The following is a 25,391-nucleotide window of genomic DNA, read 5'->3' as shown; positions in this document are numbered from 1 at the left end:
GTTCAGCCGCCCAGATCCAGCGAATAGCCCGCCGAGCGGACGGTCCGGATCGGGTTCACCGTGCCCTCGACGTTCAGCGCCTTGCGCAGCCGGCCGACGTGGACGTCGACGGTGCGCGCCTCGACATAGACGTCGCTGCCCCAGACGGAATCCAGCAGCTGTTCGCGGCTGAAGACGCGGCCCGGGTGCTGCATGAAGTGGTCCAGCAGGCGGAATTCGGTCGGGCCCAGATGGATCTCATTGCCAGCGCGGCGGACTCGGTGGGCCACGCGGTCGATAACGATGTCGCCGTGATTGATCCGGTCGTCGGCCAGGCCGGGGCGGATGCGGCGCAGCACGGCACGGATGCGGGCCGTCAGCTCGGTCATGGAAAAGGGCTTGGTTAGATAATCGTCGGCCCCGGTATCAAGACCCCGGATACGGTCGCTCTCCTCGCCGCGTGCGGTCAGCATGATGATCGGCAGGTTGCGGGTCTCGGCCTTGCCCCGGATGCGGCGGCAGACCTCGATGCCCGACAGCTTGGGCAGCATCCAGTCCAGCAGGACCAGATCGGGCAGCCGCTCGTCGATCTGCAGCATGCCTTCCTCGCCGTCGGAGGCGACCACGACGTGGTAGCCCTCTTTCTCGAGATTGTACGACAGCAGGGTCGCGAGCGCGTCCTCGTCTTCCATCACCAGAATATAAGGCTGCACGGCGTATTCTCCGGTCTAGCGGGGTCGTCTAGTTGGGGCCGACGTCGGCACCCGGCTGGTCCTCGGGATTCCAGCGGGGACGCTCCCCGCTGAACTCCTGGCCCGTGATCTCGTAATAGATGGTCTCGGCGATGTTGGTCGCGTGGTCGCCGATACGTTCCAGGTTCTTGGCCATGAACAACAGATGGGTACAGGCGCTGATCGTGCGCGGATCGCCCATCATGTAGGTCAGCAGTTCGCGGAACAGGCTGTTGTAGTGCTCGTCGACTTCGTCGTCGGTGTTCCAGACGGCGACGGCCCGATCGACCTCGCCGGCGGCATAGGCATCCAGAACGTCGCGCAGGCGCATCGACACCAGCTTGCCCATCCGTTCGATGGAGCGGGTCAGGGGCTGCATCGGCTCGCCCTCGGCCAGGATCAGGGCGCGCTTGGAGATGTTCTTGGCCAGGTCGCCGGTCCGTTCCAGATCGACGGCCAGCTTCATCGCCGCAAGCGCCCGGCGCAGGTCTGAAGCGACGGGCTGGCGCAGCGCGATCAGGCGGATGGCCTTCTTCTCAATCTCGCGGTGCATGGCGTCCAGCTTGGCGTCACGCTCGACGACCGCGCGGGCCAGGGCCACGTCGCGGCGGGCGACGCTGTCGACGGCGTCGGCCACCTGAGCTTCGGCCAGGCCACCCATGCGGGCGACCTCTGCCGTCAGCTGGTTAAGCTCGTCGCCATACGCTTTTACGGTGTGCTGGTTCATCAGCCGAAGCGTCCCGTGATGTAGTCCAGCGTGCGCCGTTCGCGCGGATTGGTGAAGATTTCTTCGGTGTCACCCGTCTCGACCAGACGGCCCATGTGGAAAAAGGCGGTGCGTTGCGACACGCGGGCGGCCTGCGCCATGGAGTGGGTGACGATCACGATGCAGTAGCGCTCGCGCAGTTCGTCGATCAGCTCCTCGATCTTGGCCGTGGCGATGGGGTCCAGGGCCGAGCAGGGCTCGTCCATCAGGATGACTTCGGGCTCGACCGCGATGGCGCGGGCGATGACCAGACGCTGCTGCTGACCGCCCGACAGGCCGGTGCCCGGCGAGTGAAGGCGATCAGCGACCTCTTCCCACAGACCGGCGCGCTTCAGCGAGGCCTCGACAACCGCGTCCAGCTCGCCCTTGGTGGAGGCCAGGCCGTGGATGCGCGGACCATAGGCGACGTTTTCGTAGATGGTCTTGGGAAAGGGGTTGGGCTTCTGGAACACCATGCCGACGCGTGCACGCAGCAGGACGGGATCGACGGCGCGGGCGTTGATGTCCTCGGCATCCATCTCGATCCGGCCGGTGACGCGGGCGCCCGGTATGGTGTCGTTCATGCGGTTCATGGTCCGCAGGAAGGTTGACTTGCCGCAGCCAGACGGACCGATCAGGGCCGTGACCGTCTTGTCCGGGATGTCCAGCGAGACGTCGTACAGGGCCTGTTTCTCGCCATAGAACACCGAGACGTCGCGGGCGGCGATCTTGGTCGGACCCACAGGCGCGCTGCCGTGAACTACGGGCGGGGCGCTCATGACGGGCGTGGTGCTGGCGGGGGCACTTTCCGTGCCGTCGGGTGCGCGAAAGATGTTGAACTTCATAACACTACCACCGGCGTTCAAAGCGCCGACGCAGAATGATTGCGGCGGCATTCATGATAATCATGAAGGTGAGGAGGACCAGGATGGCCGCAGCCGTCCGTTCGTGGAAGGCGCGTTCCGATGCGTTCTCCCAGATATAGACCAGCGAGGGCAGGGCACCCGTCGGCTCGATCAGGCTGGTCGGAATGCCAGGAATGAAACTGACCATGCCGATCAGCAGGAGGGGGGCGGTCTCACCCAGGGCATGAGCCATGGAGATGATCGAGCCGGTCATGACGCCGGGCATGGCCAGGGGCAGGGTGTGCTGGAATACCGTCTGGGTCCTGGACGCGCCCATGGCCAGGGCCGCCTCGCGGATCGACGGCGGCACGGCCTTCAGCGACGAGCGGGTGGCGATGATGATGGTCGGCAGGGCCATCAGGGCCAGGACCAGACCCCCGACCAGCGGGCTGGCGCGAGGCAGGTGCATCCAGTTGATGAACAGGGTCAGACCCAGCAGGCCGTAGATGATCGACGGCACGGCGGCCAGATTGTTGATGTTGACCTCGATCAGGTCCGTCAGCCGTCCGCGAGGCGCGAATTCTTCCAGATAGACCGCCGCGCCGACACCCAGCGGAATGGCGATGACGGCCGTGATCATCAGCATCAAGGCCGAGCCGACGATGGCCCCCAGCACGCCCGCCAGCTCCGGCTCGGTCGAGTCACCCTTGGTGAACAGGCCGGTGTTGAAGTGCGACGAGACGTTGCCCGAGGCCTCCATCCGGTCCAGCCAGTCGATCTGCTCATCCGTCAGGCGGCGCTGATCCTGCGGCGTGTCGCGGCTGATCTCGTCCTTGAAATACAGGTCCGCATCGTCCGACAGGGGCGCGGCGATGGGCAGGGTCTGGCCGATGACGTTCGGATTGCTGGTCACGCGCTCGGCGGCCACGAACTTCAGCTCGGACGAGAACAGGCTGCGCATGGCCAGCGCCTTGGTACCGGCCGCATCGTCGGTGATGCCGAACCGCGCCAACTGCTGCTCGGCGACCAGCAGTTCGAAGTTGGTGCCTTGCGGATAGGCGCGATCGACCCGTGCGGGGTCCATATAGACTGGCGTCGTCAGGGTGTGGGCATAGAAGGCCGTATGCCCCTGCTCGATGATCCGGCCCAGCAGCAGCAGCAGGAAGCCAACGGCCACGCCGATGGCCAACAGGCCATAGAGCTTGAACCGGCCCTCGCGCGCATAGCGGCGCTTCAGGCCTGCGCGCAGGCGGTCTGTACGGGCGGAGGTGTCCGCGGGGGTAGTGGTCGCGTCAGTCATACTGCTGCCGGTATTTCTGGACGATGCGCTGGGCGACGATGTTCAGCATCAGGGTCACCAGGAACAGGGTCAGGCCCAGGCCGAAGGCCGACAGGGTCTTGGCGCTGTTGAACTCCTGATCGCCGGTCAGCAGGGTCACGATCTGGACGGTCACGGTCGTCACCGTATCGAGCGGATTGAGGGTCAGATTGGCGGCCAGGCCCGCCGCCATGGTCACGATCATGGTCTCGCCGATCGCTCGCGACATGGCCAGCAGCATGGCCCCCGCGACGCCGGGCAGGGCGGCGGGTAGAAGCACGCGCTTGACCGTCTCGGATTTGGTCGCCCCCATCGCATAGCTGCCGTCGCGCAGGGATTGCGGCACGGCATTGATGATGTCGTCGGACAGCGAGCTGACGAAGGGGATCAGCATGATGCCCATGACCATGCCCGCCACGAGCGCCATCTGGTTCTGCACCAGCATCAGATACTGCCCCAGCCCGTCCAGCGGTCCCCCGACCAGCATGGCTCCCAGATCGTTGAAAAAGGCGCGGAAGGCCGGACCCACCGTCAGGGCGGCGAAGAAGCCGTAGACCACGGTCGGCACGCCCGCCAGAATCTCCAGCACCGGCTTGATCATCGCCCGGAAGCGCGGGCCCGCGTATTCCGACAGATAGATGGCCGAGAACAGGCCGACGGGCGCGGCCACGGCCATGGCGATCAGCATGATCAGGAAGGTGCCTGCGAACAGGGGCAGGGCCCCGAACGCGCCGGTCGAGCCGACCTGGTCGGCGCGAATGGCCGTCTGCGGGCTCCACTGGGTGCCGAACAGGAAGTTGGCGATCGGGATTTCGGAGAAGAACCGCACCGAGTCGTACAGCAGCGATCCGATGATGCCGATGGTGGTCAGAACCGCGACGGCCGAACAGACGAACAGCGCCCCGACGATCCAGCCCTCGACGCGGTTGCGCGCTCGCATGGCCGGACGGATCTGGCTGAAGACGAAAAGCCCGCCCAGCAGCGCCGCCAGCAGGGCCCCGACGCCGCCGCCCAGTCCGATGGTCTGGCCAATTCGCTTGGCGCGCTGGCCCTCGACGGGCAGCAGTTCGGCGTAGGGCGCGGGCCAGATCTGCGCAGTCGGCTTGCCGGCTCCGACATTGCGGGCATCGGCAAAGAAGGCCTCTCGCCGGAAGGGCTCCAGTTCCTGCACGGCCTCGGGCGCGCCAGCCAGGGTCAGCGATCGCTCCATCGGGGTCGAAAAGACGGCCACGCCCAGCAGGACGACCAGCGCCGGTACCGCCGTCCAGATCAGGGCATAGGCCCCATGTTGGCCGGGACGCGAATGGGGGTTCTGTCCCTTACCGCGCTTACGCGCCAGTCGACGCGCCGCCAGATAGGCGGCGACCACGATAGCGATCAGAAAGGGCAGGAATAGCCAGGTCATGGACGTCCGGAAAAGGGAATCGGACCACGCCGGTCGACCGGTTCGTCCGGCGCGGAACCTGCCCCGGAATGGTCAGCGGATTAAGACGTCTGCGTGACAGTTCTGTTACGTCGTCCAGCTTGGCTGTGACTGCACTGTCACAGGGTAGCGATCTGACACCTAAGCCGCTGTTTCGCGGACCGCGTCCGGGGTAGCGGCCACGCGCTTTTCGGACACGGGAAAATACGCCGTGAACGTTGCTCCATGGCCCGGTTCGCTCTCCACCGTCAGACCCCCGCGGTGCCGGTTGACGATGTGTTTGACGATGGCCAGGCCCAGGCCGGTCCCCGCACGCTCGCCGCTTTTCTGACCCTCGACGCGATAGAAGCGCTCGGTCAGGCGAGGCAGGTGCTCCCGCGCGAGACCCGGGCCGTGATCCTGAACCGTCACGGCAGCATAGCGCAGGCCGCTTTCCCGATCCGGCGTGACGAGCGGGAGGCGTGTCGCGCCTGCCCCACGGTTGCCGCCCGACCAGGGCGCAGAGGCCTGGTCCAGCGTCATGTCGGGGCGGATGACGATCTGAATGGTGTCGCCCGGAGCGGAATATTTGATGGCGTTGTCGACCAGGTTCTGGACGACCTGCAGAATCTCGTCCCGATCGCCGTTGACCGGGGCGGTGATGTCGTCGGCATCCAGCTGAATCGCCACCCTGCGGTCGGCCGACAGGATGCTGACAGCGTCCACCACGTCGGCGGCCGCGCGAGCGAGATCGACGCGTCCCGACGGTGGAATGTGCTCGTTGAGCTCGATCCGGCTGAGCGACAGCAGGTCGGCGACCAGGCGGCTCATCCGGTCGGCCTGCGTAGCCATGATGTCCAGAAACTTGTCGCGCGCCTTGGGGTCGTCGCGGGCGTGCCCCTTCAGCGTTTCGATGAAGCCGCTCAGCGAGGCCAGCGGCGTCTTCAATTCGTGGCTGGCATTGGCCAGAAAGTCGACCCGCATCAGCTCCATGCGGCGCACATCGGTTTCGTCACGCAGGACCAGCAGGGCCAGCGACCCGCCCTCGGCGGCGGGCAAGGGGCGGGTGATGGCGCGCCAGTGCCGGGTCTGGGCCCCGGTGCCGCCATAGTCGGTAGTTCGTACCACCCCGCCGAACAGCGCTTCGTCCACCGCTTCCAGTACCCCCGGATCACGCAAGGCCGACACCAGCAACGCCCCCTCGCGCGGTACGCGCAGCAACTCTCGCGCCGCTGCATTAGCCAGGATGATCCGCCGCCCGGCGATGTCGTCGGCCTCGCCGCCCGCGACCACCATGACCGGATCAGCGAGGCCCTCGAACACGCCATCCAGCAATAACGGGTCCGCCACCTCAACCAATTCTATGGAGTTCTCCGTGTACGGAGCATCTGCCGTGGTTGGCGCGGGCTGGCGATGTACCGTCCAGGTCATCAGGGCGATAGCCAGGGCTGCCCCGATCAGCCAGACGGCCATTTCGGGTTGAAACACCGCCAGCACCAGCAGTACCGCGACGGAAATGCCCGCGCTGGCACCGACGGTCCAAAGGCGTGAACCGGATTGCGGGGCGACAGGGGAGGGGGAGGCTTCGTAGGGCATGCAGGAGTCCGATGGGCGGGCATCTTATGCGCGAACATGACACGGAATTCATGACAGTGAACTGTGGATCGCCTTGTAAACTGTCCTTTACATCCCTTATGGTCCCTTCGACAGTGACAACGGGGTTGGACCATGACGGCGGCATTGACGCTTGAGGGCGTGAGCAAACGCTACGGCGATTTCCAGGCGGTGCGCGATCTGAGCTTTCAGGTCGGCAAGGGCACCATATGCGGCTTTCTGGGCCCCAATGGTGCGGGCAAGACCTCGACCATCCGCATGATCCTGGGGCTTCAGTCGTCCAGCGCCGGCCGCATCGAGATCCTGGGGGCCGACGACGGGCGCAAGGTGCGCGACCGGATCGGCTTCCTGCCGGAGGAGCGCGGTCTCTACAAGAAGATGACCCCCATCGACGCCATCGCCTTCTTTGGCTCGCTGAAGGGCGTGCCGCTGGCCGAGGGCCGCAAGCGGGCCAAGGAGATGCTGGAGGCGCAGGGTCTCGGAGCCTCCAGCCGCAAGAAGATGAAGGAGCTGTCCAAGGGGATGGCCCAGAAGGTTCAATTGATCGCCTCGGTCGTGCACCGTCCCGAGTTCGTGATCCTGGACGAGCCGTTCAGCGGTCTGGATCCGGTCAACCAGCAGGGGCTGGAAGCTGTTATTCGAGGCCTGGCCGAGGATGGAGCGACGGTCCTGTTCTCGACCCACGTCATGCAGCATGCCGAGCGCCTGTGCGACAAGGTCGTGCTGCTGGCCCGCGGTCGTAAGGCGTTCGAGGGCACGGTGACCGAGGCGCGCGCGACCTCACCGCGGTTCCTTGAACTTGAAGGGGCCATTGATGCGGCTCAGGCAGCCACCCTGCCGGGTGTCAGCGGCGTCGAGATCGTGTCGGAAACGCAGGGAGTGCGGGTACTGAAAGCCTCGCTGAGCGGTACCGCTCCGGGACAGGAGGCGCTGAAGGCGGCTTTTCTGGACGGGCTGGACGTGCGCCGGTTCGAGCTGAAGGAGCCCAGCCTGCATGACGCCTTCATCGGCCTGACCGGGGATCATCCCGATCAGGACCAGTCCGTCAAAGTCACCGGTGTGGAGGCCGGCCGATGAACCGCATTCTGCTGATCGCGCGGCGTGAATACGCCGCCTATGCCAAGACCGTCGGCTTCTGGCTGTCGCTGCTGGCCCTGCCGTTGTTCGGCGTCATCGGCGGCGGGATCGGCTATCTGACCGCCTCGTCGGAGTCTCCGCCCCAGGCCGTGGCCCTGATCGAGGATGGGCGCGAGGCCACTGGTCTGGCCGCCATGGTGCGCGACGCCCTGGCCGGCGACGCCGAGCGCAGTGCTGCGCGTGCCCAGGCTGCTGTCGCCGAGGCGACCAAGGGCCAGCCCTTGCCGCCTGGCGCAGCCGAAAGCGCCATCGCCTCGGCGACGCGGAACAATCTCAACCTTGTGGCTACACCCGCCGATCTGGCGGCTGCCGCACCGGGTGCTGCCCAGGAGGCGCTTGTCCGCCAGTATCTGGATGATGAGTCAGACAAGACGCCCCATCTCGACGCGGTGGTCTTTCTGACGCGCACGGACGGACAGCCGACCGCCCGCGTCTGGAGTGCCTCGGCCACGGACGACACCGTCTCCGACGCCATCGAGGACGCCCTGAAGTCCGCCAACCGGCGCGAGGCCTTTGCCGCCGCCGGGATCGACGCGGCTGTCGTTACGGCGACCGACGACTTCAAGCCGAACGTGACCGTCTTCTCGCCTCGATCCGCTAGCGGAGCCGAGGTCTCCATGCGCGATCAGATCCCCGTGTTCATCGGTCTGGCCGCCGGCTTCCTGCTGTGGTCCCTGATCATCACCGGGGCCTCCATCCTGTTGAACAGCGTGATGGAGGAGAAGGCGAACAAGATTCTGGAGGTGCTGTTGTCGTCGGCCTCCTCGACCGAAATCATGACGGGCAAGGTGCTGGGCGTGGCGCTCCTGACGCTGACCGTCCTGGCCTTCTGGGGCATCCTCGGCGGAGCTGGCCTGGTCATCGGCAGTCCCGATCTGGCGCGGGATGTGGGCTCGGCCCTGATGGACGGCGGGCTGGTCTTCTACTTCCTGCTCTACATGGTTGGCGGCTATCTGATGTATGCGGTGCTGTTCGCAGCCATCGGGGCCTTCTGCGAGACGCCGCGTGATGCCCAGACCCTGATGGGTCCCATCATGATGGTGCTGGTCGTGCCGATCGTGGTCATGCAGATGGCCCTGCGCAATCCGGACGCACCGGTGGTCCAGATCCTGTCCTGGGTTCCCTTCTTCACGCCCTTCCTGATGAGCGCGCGGGCTCCCTCCGACCCCCCGATGATCGAGATCGTCGGCACCATGGTCGGCATGTTCGCCTTCGCCGCCCTGATGATCTGGGTTGCGGGACGTGCCTTCCGCGCCGGTGCCCTGTCCGACGTGAAACTCAGCTTCAAGAGCTTCGCCGGCGCGATCCGCGGCGGAGGGCGGTAGGTCATCGTCTCCTCCCCGTCGCCTCTTGGCAATGGGAAGAGGGACCGCGAAGCGGTGGAGGGGCCGCCGGGAGAGCTGGTGTATGCCTTCGCCCCTCCGTCACGGCGCGAAGGCGCGCTGCGCCACCTCCCCATCGCTGCGCGACAGGGAGGAGACAACAAAAAAGGCCGCCCCGGTTTCCCGAGGCGGCCTTTGAATTCTGTGTCGCGCTGTCTGCGCTTAACCGCGGGCAGCACCCGGGCCCGGCACGCGGGGCTTCGGAGGCGGCAGCAGGCCTTCGCGCTGCATGCGCTTGCGGGCCAGCTTGCGGGCGCGACGAACGGCCTCGGCCTTCTGCCGGGCGCGCTTTTCCGAGGGCTTCTCGAAATGCACGTGGCGCTTCATTTCACGGAAGCTGCCTTCACGCTGCATCTTCTTCTTGAGGGCTTTCAGCGCTTGATCGACGTTATTATCGCGAACGAAAATCTGTACCAGGTTGAACTCTCCTTTGGCCGCCCGCCGCGTCCTGTGAGGGAGACGGGCGAACAAATAAAAATCGCGCTCCGAACCTGAGGGCTCGCGAGTGAAGGCGGGCTGATACACGAGCCGACCGGCCCTGTCCAGATCGTCGCGCCCTAATCTGAAGGCTCGAAACCCACCGATTACGGGCTTATGCTGCTCAGATGACCGATGTGCCACACCTGTCAAACGAAGCCCCGGAAGCGGATTGGGGCGACCGCATGGAGCAGGCGGTGCTGGATGCCGCCATCGTGCGGGCCCCCGTCATGGGCTGGAACAGCCGCATGGTCCGCGCAGCCTGTGACGACAACGGCCTGTCACTGGGGGATGAGGAACTGCTGCTGCCCAACGGCGCGCGTGATCTGGCGGCCCTGCTGTCACGTCGCCACGACGACAGGGCGCTGGCGACACTGGCCGAACTGGACGTCGCCTCGCTGAAAATCCGCGAGCGAATCGCCCGCGCCGTCTCCGCCCGGCTGGAGGCCGGGGCGCAGGACCTTGAGGCCACCCGCCGCTGCGCCGCCTTTCTGGCCCTGCCGACCAATGCCGACCTGGGGCTGAAACTGGCCTGGGAGAGCGCCGACCATCTGTGGCGCTGGGCTGGCGACACCGCCACCGACTGGAACCACTATTCCAAGCGGACCATCCTGTCCGGCATCCTCATCCCCGCCATGACGATGCGCTGGTTCGACGGCCGCGACGCCGCCGACGCCTTCGTCTCACGCCGCATCGACAACGTCATGGCTTTCGAAAAATGGAAAGCCGGCAAGGACTTCGACGCGCCGTTGCGCAAGCTGACGGATGTGCTCAGCCAGATGCGGTATGGGGCGAAAGCGGAATAGCGGAACCGCTCACCTCCCCATCGCAGATGGGGAGGGGGACCGCGCGAAGCGTGGTGGAGGGGGTGACTCCGGCGCTGGAAGGCGTTCCCTGACAACCCTCACGATAAACGCCAGAACGCCATCCAGTTCGTCGCGCACATCGACTGTCGCGATCCGGATAACCCGGACTCCCTGGTTCGCAAGCCACCGCGTCCGCCGCACGTCATGCTGCAATTGATCCGGGTGCTCGTGAATGCGCCCATCCACCTCTATCGCTAGCCGTGCCGCCGCGCAGTAAAAGTCGACGATATAGGGACCAATCGGATGCTGCCGCCGAAACTTGAAGCCGTGCAGCCAATGTCCGCGCACTCGGGTCCATAACCGCGCCTCCGGCGGCGTCATCGGTCGGCGCAGGCTCTTGGCGCGACCACATGTGGACGTGTCCGACATGCACGGATGCTTGCATGTTCTTTCTTTGTTCTCAACTGGAAAAGCTGGTGCCGCCCCCTCCTGGCCGCTGACGCGGCCTGTCCTCCCCATTCGCCTTCGCGAATGGGGAGGTGAGGGTCAGAGCCCCTTCACCCGGTTCACATGCGCCATCTTGCGGCCCGGCCTGGCTTCCGCCTTGCCATAGAGGTGCAGGCGGGCGTGCGGCTCGGCGGCCAGTGAGCGCCATTGCTCGACCTCGGCGCCCAGCAGATTGGTCATCTCGACCTGCGCATGCGCCGCCGTGGGACCTAGCGGCCAACCGGCGATGGCGCGGATATGCTGTTCGAACTGGTCGCAGACGCAGCCGTCCTGGGTCCAGTGGCCGGTGTTGTGCACGCGCGGCGCGATCTCGTTGACCCGCAGGTCGCCGTTGCCCAGATCGAACAGCTCGACGCCCAGAACGCCGACATAATCCAGCCCCTCCAACACAGCGCGCGCGATGGCTTCGGCCCGCCCTTGCGTCGCCGCATCGACCACAGCTGGAGCCAGGGTCGTCTTCAGCACCCCGCCCGAATGGATATTCTCACCCAGCGGATAGACGGCGATCTGGCCGTCGCGGCCCCGTGCAGCGATAACCGACAGCTCTCGTACGAAGGCGGCCTTTGCTTCCAGCACCGATGGTCGTTCGCCGACCGCATGCCAGGCATCGGCGGCCATGGCGGCGGAGGTGACCCAGATCTGGCCCTTGCCGTCATAACCTTCGCGCCGCGTCTTCAGCAGGGCAGGGGTGCCCAGCCGCTCCAGTCCGGCGATCAGGTCCTCAACACTATCGACCACGGCGAAGTCCACGGTTATCGCCCCGACACCGTTCAGGAAGGTCTTTTCCTCGACCCGGTCCTGGGCCACGGCGAGGGCGCGCGGGCCGGGCGCGACCAGAGCGCCGCCCTCGGCCATCTGCGCGACCGAGGCGGCGGGGACGTTTTCGAACTCGAAGGTCACGGCCTGACAGGTCTGGCCCAGCACCCGCAGGGCCGTGGGATCGTCATAGGCGGCGACGATCTGGCCCTGGGACACCCGTCCCGCCGGACTGTTCTCCTCCGGATCCAGAATGACGACGTTGAAGCCCAGCCGCGACGCCGCCTGGCTGAGCATCCGGCCCAGCTGGCCGCCGCCCAGGATGCCCAGGGTCGATCCGGGGGGGAGGGGTTTCGATGACACAGGCGTGGCGCTCAAGCTCAGTCCTCGACCGTCTCGTGAACGCCTTCGGTCTGGGCGGTGCGGAAGGCCGTTAGCCGCCCGGCCAGGGCGTCATCCGATAGTGCCAGGATCTGCACCGCGAGGATGCCCGCATTCTTGGCCCCGGCCTCGCCGATGGCCAGGGTGGCGACCGGCACGCCGCCGGGCATCTGGACGATCGACAACAGGCTGTCCATGCCCTTCAGCGCCTTGGATTCGACCGGCACGCCCAGCACAGGCAGGTCAGTCATCGACGCCGCCATGCCGGGCAGATGGGCTGCGCCACCGGCACCCGCTATGATGATCTTGTGGCCCGCTGCCTTCGCTCCCGTCGCGAAATCATAGAGCCGCTGCGGCGTCCGGTGGGCGCTGACGACGCGGGCCTGCCAAGTCACGCCCAGCCGGTCCAGCATGTCGGCGGCGTGTTTCATGGTCGGCCAATCCGAGCGACTGCCCATGATGATCGCTACAGGAGCTATCTGGTTCGCCATGCCGTCGGACCTTTCGCGGAAAGCGGCGCGATACAGCACACACGTTGCGCCCGCAACCGACCGCGTTAGGCTGCATGCGGGCCGGGCGGGGTGAGTCGCGCGGACCGGGGAGCTGGAATTCATCCTTGACCGACGCGGCCGTCATCGACCCCCACGCCGAGATCGAGCGCCTGCGCGCCGAGGTCGAGGCCCTGCGCCTGCGCGCCGAGGCCGCCGAAGCCGCCGCCGATCACGACGTCCTGACCCCTGCTCTGAACCGGCGAGGCTTCGTGGCCGTGCTGGAGCGCACCATGGCCTATTGCAAGCGCTACGAGGCTACGGCGGTGCTGCTGTATCTGGATCTGGACGGGTTCAAGGGCGTCAACGACAGCCTTGGGCATGCCGCCGGCGATGCCGCCCTGGTCCATGTCGCCAACCTGTTGCTGGCCAATAGCCGGGCCGCCGATGCCGTCGGGCGGATGGGCGGAGACGAGTTCGCGCTGCTGATGCTCAATGCCGGCCTCGACGAGGGCCGGGACAAGGCCGCCAGGCTGAACGCCGCCCTGGCCGAGGGGTTCGACTGGAACGGCACGCGGGCACCGCTCGGCGGCTCGTTTGGCGTGCGCGCCTGGGTCGATCACGAGGATGCCGAGGTCTGGCTGGCCGAGGCCGACGCCGCCATGTGGGTCAGGAAACGCGGGCGCTAGAAAAGGAGCGCGGACCTCGTTCGTGCGCTATTTCAGACTCGCGCAGAACCGCTGGATCCGCCCGCAGGCCTCCTCCAGCACCGTCTCCGACGTCGCATAGCTGATGCGGAAATAGGGGCTCAGGCCAAAGGCCGTCCCTTGGACCACCGCCACGCCCTCAGCGTTCAGCAATTCTGTCGTGAAGGTCTCGTCGCCATCGATGACCACGCCCGCCTCGGTCGTCTTGCCGATCAGCCCCTCGATCGACGGATAGACATAGAAGGCGCCTTCCGGGTTGGGGCAACGGATGCCCGTCGCCTGGTTCAGCATCGACACCACCAGATCGCGGCGCATCTCAAAGGCCTTGCCGCGCTCGGCGATGAAGTCCTGGGGCCCGTTCAGCGCCTCGACCGCGGCCCACTGACTGATGGAGGAGGGGTTGGAGGTCGTCTGCCCCGCCACCTTGCGCATCAGGTCGATCAGCGGCTTGGGCCCGCCCGCATAGCCGATGCGCCAGCCCGTCATGGCATAGGCCTTGGACACGCCGTTGATGGTCAGGGTCCGGTCGTACAGGTCCGGCGCGACCTGGGCGATCGTGGTGTAGTCGAAATCGCCATAGATCAGGTGTTCGTACATGTCGTCGGTCATGACCCAGACCTGCGGGTGACGACGCAGCACCTCGGCCAGCGCCTCCAGCTCGGCCCGCGTATAGGCCGCGCCGGTCGGGTTCGACGGGCTGTTCAGGATCAGCCATTTGGTCCGCGGCGTAATGGCGGCTTCGAGCGCCTCGGGCTTCAGCTTGAAGCCATCCGCCTCATGACCCACCACGACCACCGGCTCGCCGCCGGCCAGAAGCACCATGTCGGGGTAGCTCACCCAGTAGGGCGCCGGCACGATCACCTCGTCGCCCGGCGACAGGGTTGCGACCAGGGCATTATAAAGCACCGCCTTACCGCCGGGCGCGACGTGGATCTGGGCGGGCGTATAGGTCAGGCTGTTCTCGCGCGCGAACTTGGCCACCACAGCGGCCTTCAGCTCGGGCAGGCCGTCGACGTCGGTGTATTTGGTCTCGCCGCGCTGGATGGCGGCAATGGCGGCGGCCTTGATGTTCTCCGGCGTGTCGAAGTCCGGCTCTCCGGCTCCCAGGCCGATCACATCGCGCCCCTCGGCCTTCAGCGCACGTGCCTGTGCGGTCACGGCCAGGGTGGCGGACGGCTTGACGCGGGCAAGGGCGGACGACTGCAGGCTGGACATGGCGAATCTCGGAGATGTCGGGAGCCGGGGAGGGCATCGCCTGTTTACGGGCAGGGTCGGGCCGGTGCAAATGGTCAGGACGATGTTCTGTAAAGGCGTTCACTCATGCTTGCTGCGCTGATGATGTCGCTGGCTCTATCGGGCCAGGAGCCGTGCGCCGATCTATGGTCGGACAAATGCGAAGCTGAGCGACGCGCGCGTCCGAACTGTTTCGACGATAATCTGACGGACCGCTGCGCCGCAGACGAACAGGCCCGAGTGCGCACCCTGCTCGGCGTCGCTTCCATCGAGGATGAGTCTGCCGCCGGCGTCGAGGCCTACCGCGCCTTCTTCGTTGATGGTTATGGCAACGACATGCCGGCGGTCGCCTTTGAACGACGTCCGGGAGAAGGACCCAAGGTTGTCGTCTACGGCCGGGAGGGACGCAGCATGAGCGCGCCAGTATCCGCAGATATCTGGCAAAATGTTCAGTCGGAGTCCCGGTTCGCCGACCGTGTGCTGCAGGAACCGGTCGCCACAGCGACCGCTGAAGGACAGCCCACGGCACTCCCCGCCATGTGTCTGCACTCTTGGGTTCAGACGGTTGAAATGGCCAATACCTGGCCTGAACGCTGGAGCGTCACGCCTGTTCGAAGGCGAACGGAGGATGCTTGCGGTGGCGGTCTGACGACCCGGTTCGCCTTCCATCTCGCCGACGTCGCGGTGAAGGCTATTCCTCCATGCGATGTGCTGGATGAGGGCCAGCAGCGCAACCGGATCACACAACTCGATACATGTCTGAGACTGAAGGGCGACCGACTTGCTGCCGCTGACCTTCGTAATGCCCGGTCGTCGTTCGGGCTGCGCCGTGGAGCCGATCCGGCCGACGCCTATGCATGGCAGGCCGCTATGGGCACCAATGGCTCGCCGCGACTGGTTTGGGCCGGTCAGGAGATCAAGACTGAAAGAAGCCGGGATAAGAATGTCGCCGAGTTTCTGATCGCCAGGCACGCCGAACTGTCCAGCCTGACTTTCCGCCAAACCGCGTTCGAAGGCATCAATTCTCGCCGCGCCATCGCAGAAGGGGTGGCCAGCTACGTCGTGGATGAGACCACATGGCAGGCCGACTATCGCCAGACATGGGTCTGGGACCTGTCGCTGATCGAATGGATGCTGTCCGACTGGGTCGTCGAGTCATTCGCCCCGGTTCCTACCCGCTAAATGCGCCGCCTCCTCGACTTCATCCTGAACATGGAGGCCGCCCGCTGGCGGGCCTTACTGGCGACCGCGGTGCTGCTGGCGGCCGTCACCGGCCTGTTCCTGTTCGGCAAGCACCAGCTGGATCTTGGGGCCGAGAGTCAGCTTGAGGCCTGGATGAGCGGCTTCCGCACTGGCCCTTGGGGCGTATTCGTCGCCATCGCGGTGTTCACCCTGTCGGCCTTCCTGGGGGTACCGCAGTTCCTGCTGATCGCCGCCTGCGTGGTCGCCTTCGGGCCGTGGTTCGGGTTCCTCTACAGCTGGATCGCCACCGTCGTTTCGGCGGGCGCGACCTACTGGCTGGGCCGCGGGCCGACGGCGCGGGCGCTGGAGCGGTTCGGGGGGCGCACGACCGACCGGCTGAAGCGGTTCGTCGGCGACAATGCCTTCTATGCCAGCTTCATGATCCGCAATGTGCCCTCGGCCCCCTTCATCGTCGTCAACATGGCGTTCGGGGCGACGCGGGCGAACTTCTGGGGCTTTCTGACGGGCTGTGCCCTGGGCGTTCTACCCAAGACGGTGCTGGTGGCCTTCTTCGGCGGGGCGGTGGTCTCGGCGGTCAGCGGCGACGGCATCTGGACATCGCTGATTCTTGCGGGCGTCGCGGTGGTCTGGCTGGGCCTCATGCTCGGTGTCCGCGAGCTGGTCCGTAGGCGGGAGAGGGCGACGGAACGAGAATAATCTGGCACCGGTATTGTTACGGATAGGTCGCGCCTCTATCTGCGTTGTCCATCCACACCCTTTCAGGAGATCGCCATGCTCAAGCTCTATATCTCGCCCGGTGCCTGCGCCACCGCCTCCCACATCGCTCTGGAAGAGGCGGGGGCCGATTATCAGACCCAGGTGGTCGACCTGAAATCCGGCCAGCAGAGGACGCCCGAATACCTGGCCGTCAATCCGGCGGGTGTGACCCCGGCCCTGGAAACCGATCACGGTGTGATCACCCAGAATGCTGCGATCCTGGCCCTGGTCGCCCAGACCCACCCGGATCGCAATCTGGCCCCGACCGAGCCCTACGCCCTGGCCGCGTTCAATGCCTTCAATGGCTTCCTCGCCTCGTCACTGCATCCGGCGATCGGCAAGGTGCTGTTCAGCCGCCCGCCACTGGAGGGCGAGGCTAAGGATCAGGCCATCGAGATGGCGCTGTCCAAATATCAACTGGTGCAGGATCACTATCTGAAGGGTGACTATGTCCTGGGCGACACCTTCAGTCTGGCCGACGGCTATCTGGTGGTGTTCGAGCGCTGGGCGCGTCAGGCGGGTCTGCTGGACGCCAGCCGCTTCCCCCGTCTGAACGCCCATCTGGATAGGATTCAGGCCCGGCCTGCGGTGCAGGCGGTGCTGAAGGCGGAAGGTCTCGCGGTGATATGATATTTAGCGCTCCGGCAACCTTTTGGGGCGCAACCTCACGTTCACGTGGAGGTTGCGCCCATGGATACCCTGGTCTTTCGTCAGGAACACGCCGTCTTGCTGCGCTCGGCCAGTCGTCTGGCTGGTCTTGCAGCGACACTGCAGACGCGCGCCGATGCCATCGGCGTCAGGGAACTCATCAATGGCATGGACGCCCTGCTGGTCGATCACCTGAGCAAGGAAGATAACGACCTCTATCCTTTGATGATGGCGTCCGACGACTATGAACTTCGTACCATGGCACGCGACGCCTTCGCGGACATGGGCCTGCTTCATGGTGCCTGGCTGGCTTATCGAAACCAATGGACAGTAGACCGAATTTTGGTCGATGCATCGACATTCGGAGCAGCCACCGCTGCCTTAGTCGAGGCGCTGGCGACCCGCATAGCGATGGAAAACGAGACGCTGTACCCGGCTGCGGATGCCGCAGGTCTGGCCGCTCCTTTCGCAGGGCGGGCCTGAGCTCATCACCTCACGGTGATCAGTGGCCTGCATGCCCCGCCTTGGCGGCAAGGGGGTTGTAATCCCCTTCGCACAAGGGCAAACCGGCCCTCGGTCAGTCAGGCGATAATGATCAGGTGGTGCCGCGCGTGGGGATGCGTGACATCGGGGCGTCGCCGAAGCGGATCACGACGACCAACGCCCTTATCAGGCCCGAACCAGACGGTATCCCAAGCCCATGTTCAACAACCTCTTCGGCTCGATCTCCAACGATATCGCCATCGATCTCGGCACCGCCAACACCCTGATCTACATGAAGGGCAAAGGCATCGTTCTGAACGAACCGTCCGTGGTCGCCCTGCGAAACGTCGGTGGACGGAAGATCGTCCACGCCGTGGGCCTGGAGGCCAAGCAGATGCTGGGCCGTACCCCCGGCCACATGGAGGCCATCCGTCCCATGCGTGACGGGGTCATCGCCGACTTCGAAGTCGCCGAGGAGATGATCAAGCACTTCATCCGCAAGGTTCATAACCGCAAGGGCTTCGTGAACCCGAAGATCATCGTTTGCGTGCCGTCGGGGGCCACGGCCGTCGAACGCCGCGCCATCAACGACAGTTGCCTGAACGCCGGCGCGCGCCGCGTCGGCCTGATCGACGAGCCCATGGCCGCCGCCATCGGTGCGGGTCTGCCCATTCATGAGCCGACCGGTTCGATGGTCGTCGATATCGGTGGCGGCACCACCGAAGTGGCCGTCCTGTCGCTGTCGGGTATCGTCTATTCACGCTCGGTCCGCGTGGGCGGCGACATGATGGACGACGCCCTGATCAGCTACATGCGCCGCAACCACAATCTGTTGATCGGCGAGACGACCGCCGAGCGCATCAAGAAGGATATCGGCACCGCCCGTATCCCGGCCGACGGCGAGGGCCTGTCGATCGACGTCAAGGGCCGCGACCTGATGCAGGGCGTTCCGCGCGAGGTCCGCGTCTCCGAGCGTCAGGCCGCCGAGGCCCTGGCCGAACCCGTCACCCAGATCGTCGAGGCCGTGAAGGTCGCGCTGGAAGCCACCCCGCCCGAACTGGCGGCCGACATTGCGGACAAGGGCATCATGCTGACCGGCGGTGGGGCTCTGCTGCGCGGTCTGGACATCGAGATCCGCGATCATACGGGCCTGCCGGTCTCAGTGGCCGACGATCCGCTGTCCTGCGTCGCCATCGGCTGCGGCCGGGTGCTGGAGCATCCGCGCTGGATGAAGGGCATCCTCGATTCGGCGCTCTGATCGGGCGGGTTCGTCCCGCCTGTAAAATCCGCGTCACAGGCTCGCACGCCCGTTTCCATCGGGACCGGATTTTGCCATAGCCTGTCGATAATGGCGGTATCATCCGCTCGACTCGCACTGTTCGAGTTTACTCAAGTCAGGAAGGCGCGCCGTGGCGTTTCGCGACGGACCGTTCGAGAATATCAAGGTTCCCGTGGTCTGGACGGCTGCGGTGGCCATGGTCGCCTGCGCTCTGGGGGCAGGCTTGCTGCTTATCGGTGATGCGCATGGCCAATCGGCCGCCCAGCCGGTCCGAACCGGTGTCGAGGCGACCACTGGTCCGGTGGGGGGCGTTCTGGCCGCGCCCGTGCGCTGGTTCGGCAGCCTTGGCGACGGCATCAGCGGCTATTTCTTCGCCGTGTCCGAGAATCGCCGCCTGAAGGCCGAGCACGTCGAACTGCTGCGTCTGCGCGACCAGAACACGGCCCTGCGGATCGAAAATGCCCGCTACGAGACCCTGCTGGCGATCCGCCCGGACCCGCCGGTACCCATGGTTACCGGCCGGGCGGTGTCCGATGCACGCGGACCCTTCTCCAATGCCCGGCTGATCGACGTCGGCACGGGCAAGGGGGTCAAGATCGGCCATCCTGTGGTCAACGAACAGGGCCTGCTGGGTCGGGTCGTCGGCACTTCCAGCAGCGTCAGCCGCCTGCTGCTGCTGACCGATGTCGCCAGTCGCACGCCGGTGATGATCCAACGCACCGACGCCCGTGCGCTGCTGACAGGCGACGGCTCGGGCAACCCCCGGCTGGAGTTCGTGCGCGGCGTCGGCGCGGTCCAGGTTGGCGATCGTATCCTTTCGTCGGGCGACGGCGGGGCCTTCCCGCGCGGCATCCCGGTCGGTGTTGTCGCCAAGGGCCTGGACGGCGGCTGGCGGGTCAAGCTGTTCAGCGACCGGGGTCCGATCGACTATGTCCGCGTCATGTTGTTCGAGGATTTCGGCCAGCTGGTCGGGCCGCATGATCTGGACGCCCCCCCGCTGTCGGGCCTGACTCCTGTCCCGATGCCCGCATCCCGGACCCCGCCGGCACCCGCACCCGGCGCTACCACGCCAAACCCGGCTCCGGCCACGCCGGCCCCCGCGACGGGAGGCCCCGGATGAGGCGGCCTGTCGCGGTTCGCGTTGTGGGGCCGGTGCAGTGGATATTCATCCCGGCGGCGATCACCCTGGCTGTGACGCTCGTGCTGGCGACACCGATCAGCCTGTTCGGCCTGCATCTGCCCGAGCCGGTCATTCCCATGGTGCTGGCCTTCGCCTGGGCCATGATCCGGCCTTCCATTGTGGCCCCGTTGATGCTGCTGCTGATCGGCTTGCTGCTGGACGGGTTCTGGGGCAATCCGCTCGGCCTCTGGCCGCTGGCCTTGCTGGCCATCTATGGCGTTGTCCTGTTCTCGCGCAGCTTTCTGGTGGGGCAGGAGACGGCGGTGCTGTTCTTCACCTATGCGGCCTGCTGCCTGATGGCCTACGGCCTGTGCTGGCTGATCATGACCTTGATCACCGGCACCTTGCCCAGCCTGTTCGCGGTCGCGGGCAGCCTGATCCCGACCCTTCTTCTCTTTCCGTTCGCCAACACCATGATCGAGCGGTTCGAGGACGGCGACGTGAGGTTCCGATGAGCTCGGAACCCTCCCTGGTCTTTTCCGACCCGAACCAGCGCCAGGGTGCCTTCCTGCGCCGTACTCTGGTGTTCGGGGGCCTGACCGCGCTGGGCGGCATCGCCCTGGTCGGACGGCTGGGCCAGCTTCAGGTCGTCCAGGCCCAGGAATACGCCACCCTGGCCTCCAACAACCAGTTCAACTTCCGCCTCGTCCCGCCGCCGCGTGGCCGGGTGCTGGATCGCAACGGCGTGGTCATCGCGGGCAACCGCCCCAGCTTCCGCGTTCTGGTCGTGCGCGACGAGACCAAGGATCTGGACCAGACCCTAGACCTGCTGGGCCGCCTCCTGCCCGACACCGTCGACAGGCGCCGGACCATCATCCGCGACGTCAACGCCGCCCCGCGTTTCTCGCCGGTGCCGGTCAAGACCGACCTCAGCTGGGATGAGTTCGCCCGCGTCAACCTGTATGCCAACGAGCTTCCGGGCGTCATGGCCGACATGCACGACGCCCGCTTCTATCCTTTCGGCGGGGCCTATGCCCATGTCATCGGCTATGTGGCCAAGCCTAACGACCGGGACATCAAGGCCATCCGGGATCGCGGCGAGACAGTGCCCGAGCTGCTCTACAACCCCGGCTTCCGCATCGGCCGCTCGGGGCTGGAGAAGGCGCTGGACATGGTCATGCGCGGCACCGAGGGCGGCAACCGCGTCGAGGTCGATGTGCGGGGCCGCGTCGTGGCCGAGGACGTCGGCGGCTCCCGCGCGCCTGTGCCCGGCAAGGACGTGGTCCTGACCCTGGACAACGACATCCAGAATCGCGCCCTGGAAGTCTTTGGCGAGGAAGCAGGCGGATGTGTCGTCATGGACATCCGCAACGGCGACATCCTGGCCATGGTGTCCTCGCCGTCGTTCGACCCGAACCTGTTCGTCGAAGGGGTTCCTTCACGCACCTATCGCGCCCTGGCCGACTATGAGCGACGTCCCCTGACCGACAAGGCCATGACCGGCACCTTCGCTCCTGGCTCGACCTTCAAGCCCGTGGTTGGACTGGCGGCGCTGAAGCGCGGCGTCAGCCCGGATCGCCGCATCGTCTGCACCGGCGGCTACTATCTGGGCCGCCGTTTTGCCTGCCTGGGTCGCCACGGGGCGCAGGACCTGCGGTCGGCCATCAAGAACTCCTGCAACGTCTATTTCATGACGCTGGCGGTGGAGATGGGCCCGGATGCGGTGGCCGAGACGGCCCGCGATCTCGGCTTTGGCCAGACCTTCGACATCGGCATTTCGGGCCAGAAGCCCGGCCTGGTCCCCGACACCCAATGGCGACGCGACAATCCCGTACGCGGCGACGGCAAATGGTATCCGGGCGAGACCCCCAGCTATGCGATCGGGCAGGGGGCTTTGAACGTCAACGCCCTGCAACTGGCGGTCTATACCTCGCGTATCGCCAATGGGCAGAAGGCGGTGGTTCCGCGCCTGATCAAGTCGATCGGCGGGGTCGAACAGGCACCCGGCGCGGCCTTCGCCGACCTGCCGTATGACGCCGAGTGGCTGAAGATGCTGCGCGAGGGCATGGAGGCCGTGACCGACATCGGCGGCACCGGCTTTCGCAACAGCCAGTTGGGCCTCGGCCCCATCCGCATGGCGGGCAAGACCGGTACGGCCCAGGCCCGCAACTACGGGGCCGGTTCCCGCAAGGGCGCAGGCCGTCCGTGGGCCGAGAAGGACCACAACCTCTTCATCGCCTATGCCCCGACCGATGCGCCGCGCTATGCGGTTGCCGTTATCGTCCAGCATGGCGGACTGGGCGGTGGCACCGCCGGCGCTCCGCGGGCGCGTGAGGTCATGCGCGTCGCCTTGCTGAAGGACCCCGAAATCCGTACCCGCCTCGAACAGGCGGGTCTGGAGGGGCCCGCCGAGGTCAATCCTCAGGACGCGCGGGCGCTGGAGGCGGGGGCCGCGACAGGCACGTCGACGGCCTCACCTCTTCCTGACGCCACGCCGGCCGATGCAACGCCTCCCGCCGAGGTGCCGCAATGACAGCCTCGGCCCTGACCCGTCCCGGCGAGCGCGACCGGCTGTCGTCAAAGATCGCGGAGATCGACTGGCGCCTGGTCGGCCTGATCAGCATCATCGCCGGGGTCGGTTGCGCCATGCAGTATTCCATCGCGGGCGGCAGCTGGGAGCCCTGGGCCCTGAAGCAGATGATCCGCTTCGGCGTCCTGCTGGTGGCCATGCTGGTTTTGGCCATGGTGCATCCCAAATGGTGGTTCCGCGCGGCCTATCCGATGTATGCCGTGCTGCTGTTCATGGTGCTGCTGATCGAGTTCACGCCTCTGGGCTATGAGCCAGCAGGGGCGGGGGCCAAGAACTGGCTGAACCTGGGCTTCACCCGCATCCAGCCTGCCGAGTTCATGAAGATCGGCCTCGTTCTGGCACTGGCCCGCTGGTACCATGATCACACGGCCCAGGACGCGCGCTGGTCATGGAAGCTGCTGATTCCGGCGGGTCTTATCGGTCTGCCCTTTATTCTGGTGGCCAAACAGCCGGACCTGGGCTCGGCCATGATCATCGGCCTCACCGGGGCGGTGCTGATGTTTCTGGCGGGGCTCAGCTGGCGGGTCATTGCGGCGGGTATCGCCGCCGTTGTCGCCATCGTGCCGCCCTTCGTCATGTTCGGCATGCACGACTATCAGCGCAATCGCGTCCTGACCTTCCTCAGCCCGGAATCCGACCCTTCCGGCACCGGCTACAACATCATCCAGTCCAAGATCGCTCTTGGCTCTGGCGGCGTCATGGGGCGCGGTTATGGTCTGGGCAGCCAGAGCCAGCTGGAGTTCCTGCCCGAACGCCATACCGATTTCATCTTCTCGACGGTGGCCGAGGAGTTTGGCTTCCTGGGCTCCTTCACCCTGATCGCCTGCTACATCGGCGTCATCCTGGTCGCACTGCGGATCGCGTCCCTGTCCTACAGCCACTTCGGCCGGATCGCCGCCTCCGGGATGGTCGCTTTCTTTGCCCTGTTCGTCCTGATCAACGGGGCCATGGTGATGGGTCTGGCTCCGGTCGTGGGTGTGCCCATGCCTTTGCTGTCCTATGGCGGCTCGTCGATGATGACGATCATGTTCGGCTTCGGCCTGGTCCTGTCGACGCGCGTGCACCGCTATGCCGAACTGCCGAAAGGGCAGGGGCTGTTCTGATCCCGGGTTTCAGGCGTTAGGCTGACGTCATGACCAAAGCCAAAGCTGCTCCCGCCGCCGCGCCTGTCGTCGCCCCGGCCTCCATGTTCTCCGACTGCGGCGACAAACCCTGTCCCGAACCCATGCTGCCCACCGCCACGGCCGAGCAGACGGCTGCCCTGACAGATGGTGTCCGCATGCGCGAGAACCCGGCCGAATGGGCCTTCGTCCGCCTGTCCAAACTGATCGAGGACTTCGAGAAGGGCCTCGACAAGGATGAGGAGATCGGGGCCAGCATCGTCGGCCTGCCCGGTGACGGCACCATGCAGATTCAGGATGTCGGCTTCTGGGGCCCCGACTTCGTCATGTTCCTGGGCAAGAATTCGCACGGCAAGCCGGTTCGGCTGATCCAGCACTACGCCCAGGTCAACGTCCTGCTCGACGCCCGCAAGAAGCCCGAGGAGCGCCCGGCTCACCGTATCGGCTTCCAGCTGTCCGAACTGGTCCAGAAAACCAATCCGAAATAGCCGTCAGTCGAACAGGGCTCCGCTGCGGTCATCCAGCGCTTCGCGGGCCAGGGTTCGCGTGACCGGCCTGTGCAGGGCATCCAGTCGTGCCACGACGCTCGCCGCCGCGTCTGCGGATCGATCAATGCGGCGGACCAGATACGGAATGACGTCCTTCGGGGGGCGGATGCCGCGTTCCGCGAACCGGGCCTCCAGCATGGCGGCCAGGACGACATCATCCGGGGCCTCCATCGGTATGCTGATCACCGCGTTCAGCCGCGACCGCAGGTCGGGCAAGGTGGCATGCCAGGCGCTCGGGGCCGGGCGGGACAGCATCAGCATGGCCCCGCCGGGGGCCTGGGCCAGGTTGATCAGGTGGAACAGGGTCTCGTCGTCCGCATCCATGGCCCGGTCCAGCAGGACGGGCCGTCCCTCCAACTCCATCGGATCGATCACCGCCGCCTCGCCGCCGTGGATGGCGACGGCCCCGACCCGCTCGGCCCATATCTGACCCAGTCGGCTCTTGCCGCAGCCGGCGGGGCCGCAGATGGCCATGACGCCGCCGATCAGATTGGGCCAGTCGGCCACGGCCTCGACCGCCGCCTGATTGCATCCGGACACGACAAAGCCTTCCGCCCCGTCGGGCAGGTCGCTTTGCAGCGGCAGGCGCATCTGATCGATCGGCGCGGTCATGGCTTCACTATAGCACTTTGCCGGTAACCTTGATCCCCTCGATGCAGGCAGCGGTGCAAGGCTTTGCGCAAGCTGTGGATTTTCTGTCCGTGCTCAGAGAAAGCGCGCCATCTCCGGATGGTATTTGCCGGGCGCGAACTCGATGACCTGATAGCTGGCGACGCCTGCGATCTGGAACGGGTCGCTTTTCAACAAGGCCTCCAGCTCCGCCTTCGTCCCGCCGCCGCGGACCAGCAGCACCCCGCCCGTGCGCGGCACCTGCGGCCCGGTCGCGATCAGCAGGCCGCTGGCCACATGCGGGTCCAGCCAGGCGCGGTGTTCGGCCGTGACCGCCTCTACCTCCGCCATCGGTTTCACATAGGTCAGCAGGACGATGTACATCGGATCGCTCGTTGGGGTGTCGGGTCAGTCCATCCTATCGACCACTGCACCGGCGCTGGCAACGGGTCGGAGGGGTGGATTCCGGACCCTGATCATCCGGTCAGAGGGTGATCCAAAGCGGAGACATTGGAGACATCGAACG

27 protein-coding genes are annotated in these 25,391 nt (G+C 66.0%); 14 read left to right on the top strand and 13 right to left on the bottom strand.

Annotated features, from left to right (window positions below; all coding sequences use genetic code 11):
• Positions 1 to 2: 2 nt before the first annotated feature.
• The 6 genes from phoB to AC4PRM_RS00335 all read right to left on the bottom strand — a co-directional run bounded on the left by phoB (position 3) and on the right by AC4PRM_RS00335 (position 6,616).
• Positions 3 to 692: a phosphate regulon transcriptional regulator PhoB gene (gene phoB, locus AC4PRM_RS00360; protein ID WP_292174818.1), complete on the bottom strand. Its 690-nt coding sequence runs from the start codon at positions 690 to 692 to the stop codon at positions 3 to 5.
• 28 nt (positions 693 to 720) lie between these two features.
• Positions 721 to 1,437: a phosphate signaling complex protein PhoU gene (gene phoU, locus AC4PRM_RS00355; RefSeq protein WP_492038380.1), complete on the bottom strand. Its 717-nt coding sequence runs from the start codon at positions 1,435 to 1,437 to the stop codon at positions 721 to 723.
• On the bottom strand, positions 1,437 to 2,300 hold the full coding sequence (pstB, locus tag AC4PRM_RS00350) for a phosphate ABC transporter ATP-binding protein PstB (RefSeq protein ID WP_492038379.1): 864 nt from the start codon (positions 2,298 to 2,300) through the stop codon (positions 1,437 to 1,439). Before pstB ends, phoU begins: the two co-directional genes overlap by 1 nt.
• Positions 2,301 to 2,304: 4 nt before the next feature.
• On the bottom strand, positions 2,305 to 3,600 hold the full coding sequence (gene pstA, locus AC4PRM_RS00345) for a phosphate ABC transporter permease PstA (protein ID WP_492038378.1): 1,296 nt from the start codon (positions 3,598 to 3,600) through the stop codon (positions 2,305 to 2,307).
• Complete coding sequence (gene pstC, locus AC4PRM_RS00340; RefSeq protein WP_492038377.1) at positions 3,593 to 5,023, bottom strand: phosphate ABC transporter permease subunit PstC; 1,431 nt, start codon at positions 5,021 to 5,023, stop codon at positions 3,593 to 3,595. The genes pstA and pstC overlap by 8 nt, the downstream gene beginning before the upstream one ends.
• 159 nt (positions 5,024 to 5,182) lie before the next feature.
• The gene (locus AC4PRM_RS00335) at positions 5,183 to 6,616 is read right to left on the bottom strand and encodes an ATP-binding protein (protein ID WP_492038376.1); all 1,434 of its coding nucleotides are present in this window, start codon (positions 6,614 to 6,616) and stop codon (positions 5,183 to 5,185) included.
• 132 nt (positions 6,617 to 6,748) lie between these two features.
• Between AC4PRM_RS00335 and AC4PRM_RS00330 the strand changes: the two genes are divergently transcribed.
• Together AC4PRM_RS00330 and AC4PRM_RS00325 are read left to right on the top strand one after the other, a co-directional pair.
• Complete coding sequence (locus AC4PRM_RS00330; protein ID WP_492038375.1) at positions 6,749 to 7,711, top strand: ABC transporter ATP-binding protein; 963 nt, start codon at positions 6,749 to 6,751, stop codon at positions 7,709 to 7,711.
• The gene (locus tag AC4PRM_RS00325) at positions 7,708 to 9,096 is read left to right on the top strand and encodes an ABC transporter permease (protein WP_492038374.1); all 1,389 of its coding nucleotides are present in this window, start codon (positions 7,708 to 7,710) and stop codon (positions 9,094 to 9,096) included. Before AC4PRM_RS00330 ends, AC4PRM_RS00325 begins: the two co-directional genes overlap by 4 nt.
• Positions 9,097 to 9,315: 219 nt before the next feature.
• On the opposite strand, the gene rpsU is transcribed toward AC4PRM_RS00325, so the two are convergent.
• Positions 9,316 to 9,570 carry a 30S ribosomal protein S21 gene (gene rpsU / locus AC4PRM_RS00320; RefSeq protein ID WP_373256766.1) on the bottom strand — a complete coding sequence of 85 codons (255 nt, stop codon included), beginning with the start codon at positions 9,568 to 9,570 and terminating at the stop codon, positions 9,316 to 9,318.
• Between the two features lie 188 nt (positions 9,571 to 9,758).
• Here rpsU and AC4PRM_RS00315 point away from each other — a divergent pair, with 188 nt between their 5' ends.
• On the top strand, positions 9,759 to 10,436 hold the full coding sequence (locus AC4PRM_RS00315; RefSeq protein ID WP_492038373.1) for a COQ9 family protein: 678 nt from the start codon (positions 9,759 to 9,761) through the stop codon (positions 10,434 to 10,436).
• 9 nt (positions 10,437 to 10,445) lie between these two features.
• Here AC4PRM_RS00315 and AC4PRM_RS00310 read toward each other — a convergent pair whose 3' ends face one another.
• From AC4PRM_RS00310 to purE, 3 genes are all read right to left on the bottom strand, one after another.
• Complete coding sequence (locus tag AC4PRM_RS00310) at positions 10,446 to 10,865, bottom strand: endonuclease domain-containing protein (RefSeq protein ID WP_492038372.1); 420 nt, start codon at positions 10,863 to 10,865, stop codon at positions 10,446 to 10,448.
• 117 nt (positions 10,866 to 10,982) lie between these two features.
• Positions 10,983 to 12,062 (bottom strand): 5-(carboxyamino)imidazole ribonucleotide synthase, encoded by a 1,080-nt coding sequence (locus tag AC4PRM_RS00305; protein WP_492038813.1) that lies wholly within the window; start codon positions 12,060 to 12,062, stop codon positions 10,983 to 10,985.
• Between the two features lie 17 nt (positions 12,063 to 12,079).
• Positions 12,080 to 12,571 carry a 5-(carboxyamino)imidazole ribonucleotide mutase gene (gene purE / locus AC4PRM_RS00300; RefSeq protein WP_492038371.1) on the bottom strand — a complete coding sequence of 164 codons (492 nt, stop codon included), beginning with the start codon at positions 12,569 to 12,571 and terminating at the stop codon, positions 12,080 to 12,082.
• 125 nt (positions 12,572 to 12,696) lie between these two features.
• On the opposite strand from purE, the gene AC4PRM_RS00295 reads away from it, so the two are divergent.
• Positions 12,697 to 13,257 (top strand): GGDEF domain-containing protein, encoded by a 561-nt coding sequence (locus AC4PRM_RS00295; protein ID WP_492038370.1) that lies wholly within the window; start codon positions 12,697 to 12,699, stop codon positions 13,255 to 13,257.
• Between the two features lie 27 nt (positions 13,258 to 13,284).
• On the opposite strand, the gene AC4PRM_RS00290 is transcribed toward AC4PRM_RS00295, so the two are convergent.
• Positions 13,285 to 14,490 carry a pyridoxal phosphate-dependent aminotransferase gene (locus AC4PRM_RS00290; RefSeq protein ID WP_492038369.1) on the bottom strand — a complete coding sequence of 402 codons (1,206 nt, stop codon included), beginning with the start codon at positions 14,488 to 14,490 and terminating at the stop codon, positions 13,285 to 13,287.
• A gap of 105 nt (positions 14,491 to 14,595) precedes the next feature.
• Here AC4PRM_RS00290 and AC4PRM_RS00285 point away from each other — a divergent pair, with 105 nt between their 5' ends.
• The 10 genes from AC4PRM_RS00285 (at position 14,596) to AC4PRM_RS00240 (ending at position 24,196) form a co-directional block, all read left to right on the top strand.
• Complete coding sequence (locus tag AC4PRM_RS00285) at positions 14,596 to 15,690, top strand: hypothetical protein (protein ID WP_492038368.1); 1,095 nt, start codon at positions 14,596 to 14,598, stop codon at positions 15,688 to 15,690.
• Positions 15,691 to 16,407 (top strand): TVP38/TMEM64 family protein, encoded by a 717-nt coding sequence (locus AC4PRM_RS00280; RefSeq protein WP_492038367.1) that lies wholly within the window; start codon positions 15,691 to 15,693, stop codon positions 16,405 to 16,407.
• Between the two features lie 75 nt (positions 16,408 to 16,482).
• The gene (locus AC4PRM_RS00275) at positions 16,483 to 17,097 is read left to right on the top strand and encodes a glutathione S-transferase family protein (protein ID WP_492038366.1); all 615 of its coding nucleotides are present in this window, start codon (positions 16,483 to 16,485) and stop codon (positions 17,095 to 17,097) included.
• A 60-nt stretch (positions 17,098 to 17,157) separates the two neighbouring features.
• Positions 17,158 to 17,598: a hemerythrin domain-containing protein gene (locus AC4PRM_RS00270; RefSeq protein WP_373255529.1), complete on the top strand. Its 441-nt coding sequence runs from the start codon at positions 17,158 to 17,160 to the stop codon at positions 17,596 to 17,598.
• A gap of 217 nt (positions 17,599 to 17,815) precedes the next feature.
• On the top strand, positions 17,816 to 18,856 hold the full coding sequence (locus AC4PRM_RS00265; RefSeq protein ID WP_373255528.1) for a rod shape-determining protein: 1,041 nt from the start codon (positions 17,816 to 17,818) through the stop codon (positions 18,854 to 18,856).
• A 151-nt stretch (positions 18,857 to 19,007) separates the two neighbouring features.
• Positions 19,008 to 19,997: a rod shape-determining protein MreC gene (mreC, locus tag AC4PRM_RS00260; protein WP_492038365.1), complete on the top strand. Its 990-nt coding sequence runs from the start codon at positions 19,008 to 19,010 to the stop codon at positions 19,995 to 19,997.
• On the top strand, positions 19,994 to 20,512 hold the full coding sequence (locus tag AC4PRM_RS00255; protein WP_492038364.1) for a hypothetical protein: 519 nt from the start codon (positions 19,994 to 19,996) through the stop codon (positions 20,510 to 20,512). The genes mreC and AC4PRM_RS00255 overlap by 4 nt, the downstream gene beginning before the upstream one ends.
• Positions 20,509 to 22,530 carry a penicillin-binding protein 2 gene (gene mrdA, locus AC4PRM_RS00250; protein WP_492038363.1) on the top strand — a complete coding sequence of 674 codons (2,022 nt, stop codon included), beginning with the start codon at positions 20,509 to 20,511 and terminating at the stop codon, positions 22,528 to 22,530. Before AC4PRM_RS00255 ends, mrdA begins: the two co-directional genes overlap by 4 nt.
• Positions 22,527 to 23,690 carry a rod shape-determining protein RodA gene (rodA, locus tag AC4PRM_RS00245; protein WP_373255520.1) on the top strand — a complete coding sequence of 388 codons (1,164 nt, stop codon included), beginning with the start codon at positions 22,527 to 22,529 and terminating at the stop codon, positions 23,688 to 23,690. The genes mrdA and rodA overlap by 4 nt, the downstream gene beginning before the upstream one ends.
• Before the next feature lie 29 nt (positions 23,691 to 23,719).
• A complete protein-coding gene (locus AC4PRM_RS00240) occupies positions 23,720 to 24,196 on the top strand; it encodes a DUF6173 family protein (RefSeq protein WP_492038362.1) in 477 nt (158 codons plus the stop codon).
• Positions 24,197 to 24,199: 3 nt separating this feature from the next.
• Here the strand turns inward: AC4PRM_RS00240 and AC4PRM_RS00235 are convergent, their stop codons facing one another.
• Together AC4PRM_RS00235 and AC4PRM_RS00230 are read right to left on the bottom strand one after the other, a co-directional pair.
• Entirely contained in the window at positions 24,200 to 24,868 is a 669-nt protein-coding gene (locus tag AC4PRM_RS00235; protein WP_492038361.1) for a P-loop NTPase family protein, read from the bottom strand.
• A 93-nt stretch (positions 24,869 to 24,961) separates the two neighbouring features.
• Positions 24,962 to 25,249 carry a YciI family protein gene (locus AC4PRM_RS00230; RefSeq protein ID WP_373255513.1) on the bottom strand — a complete coding sequence of 96 codons (288 nt, stop codon included), beginning with the start codon at positions 25,247 to 25,249 and terminating at the stop codon, positions 24,962 to 24,964.
• Positions 25,250 to 25,391: the final 142 nt, after the last annotated feature.

The sequence above is a fragment of the Brevundimonas sp. DW-iso22 genome (genome assembly GCF_058725425.1).
The sequence above is the reverse complement of the archived record's forward strand: the minus strand, read 5'-3'. Positions and strand labels throughout refer to the sequence as shown.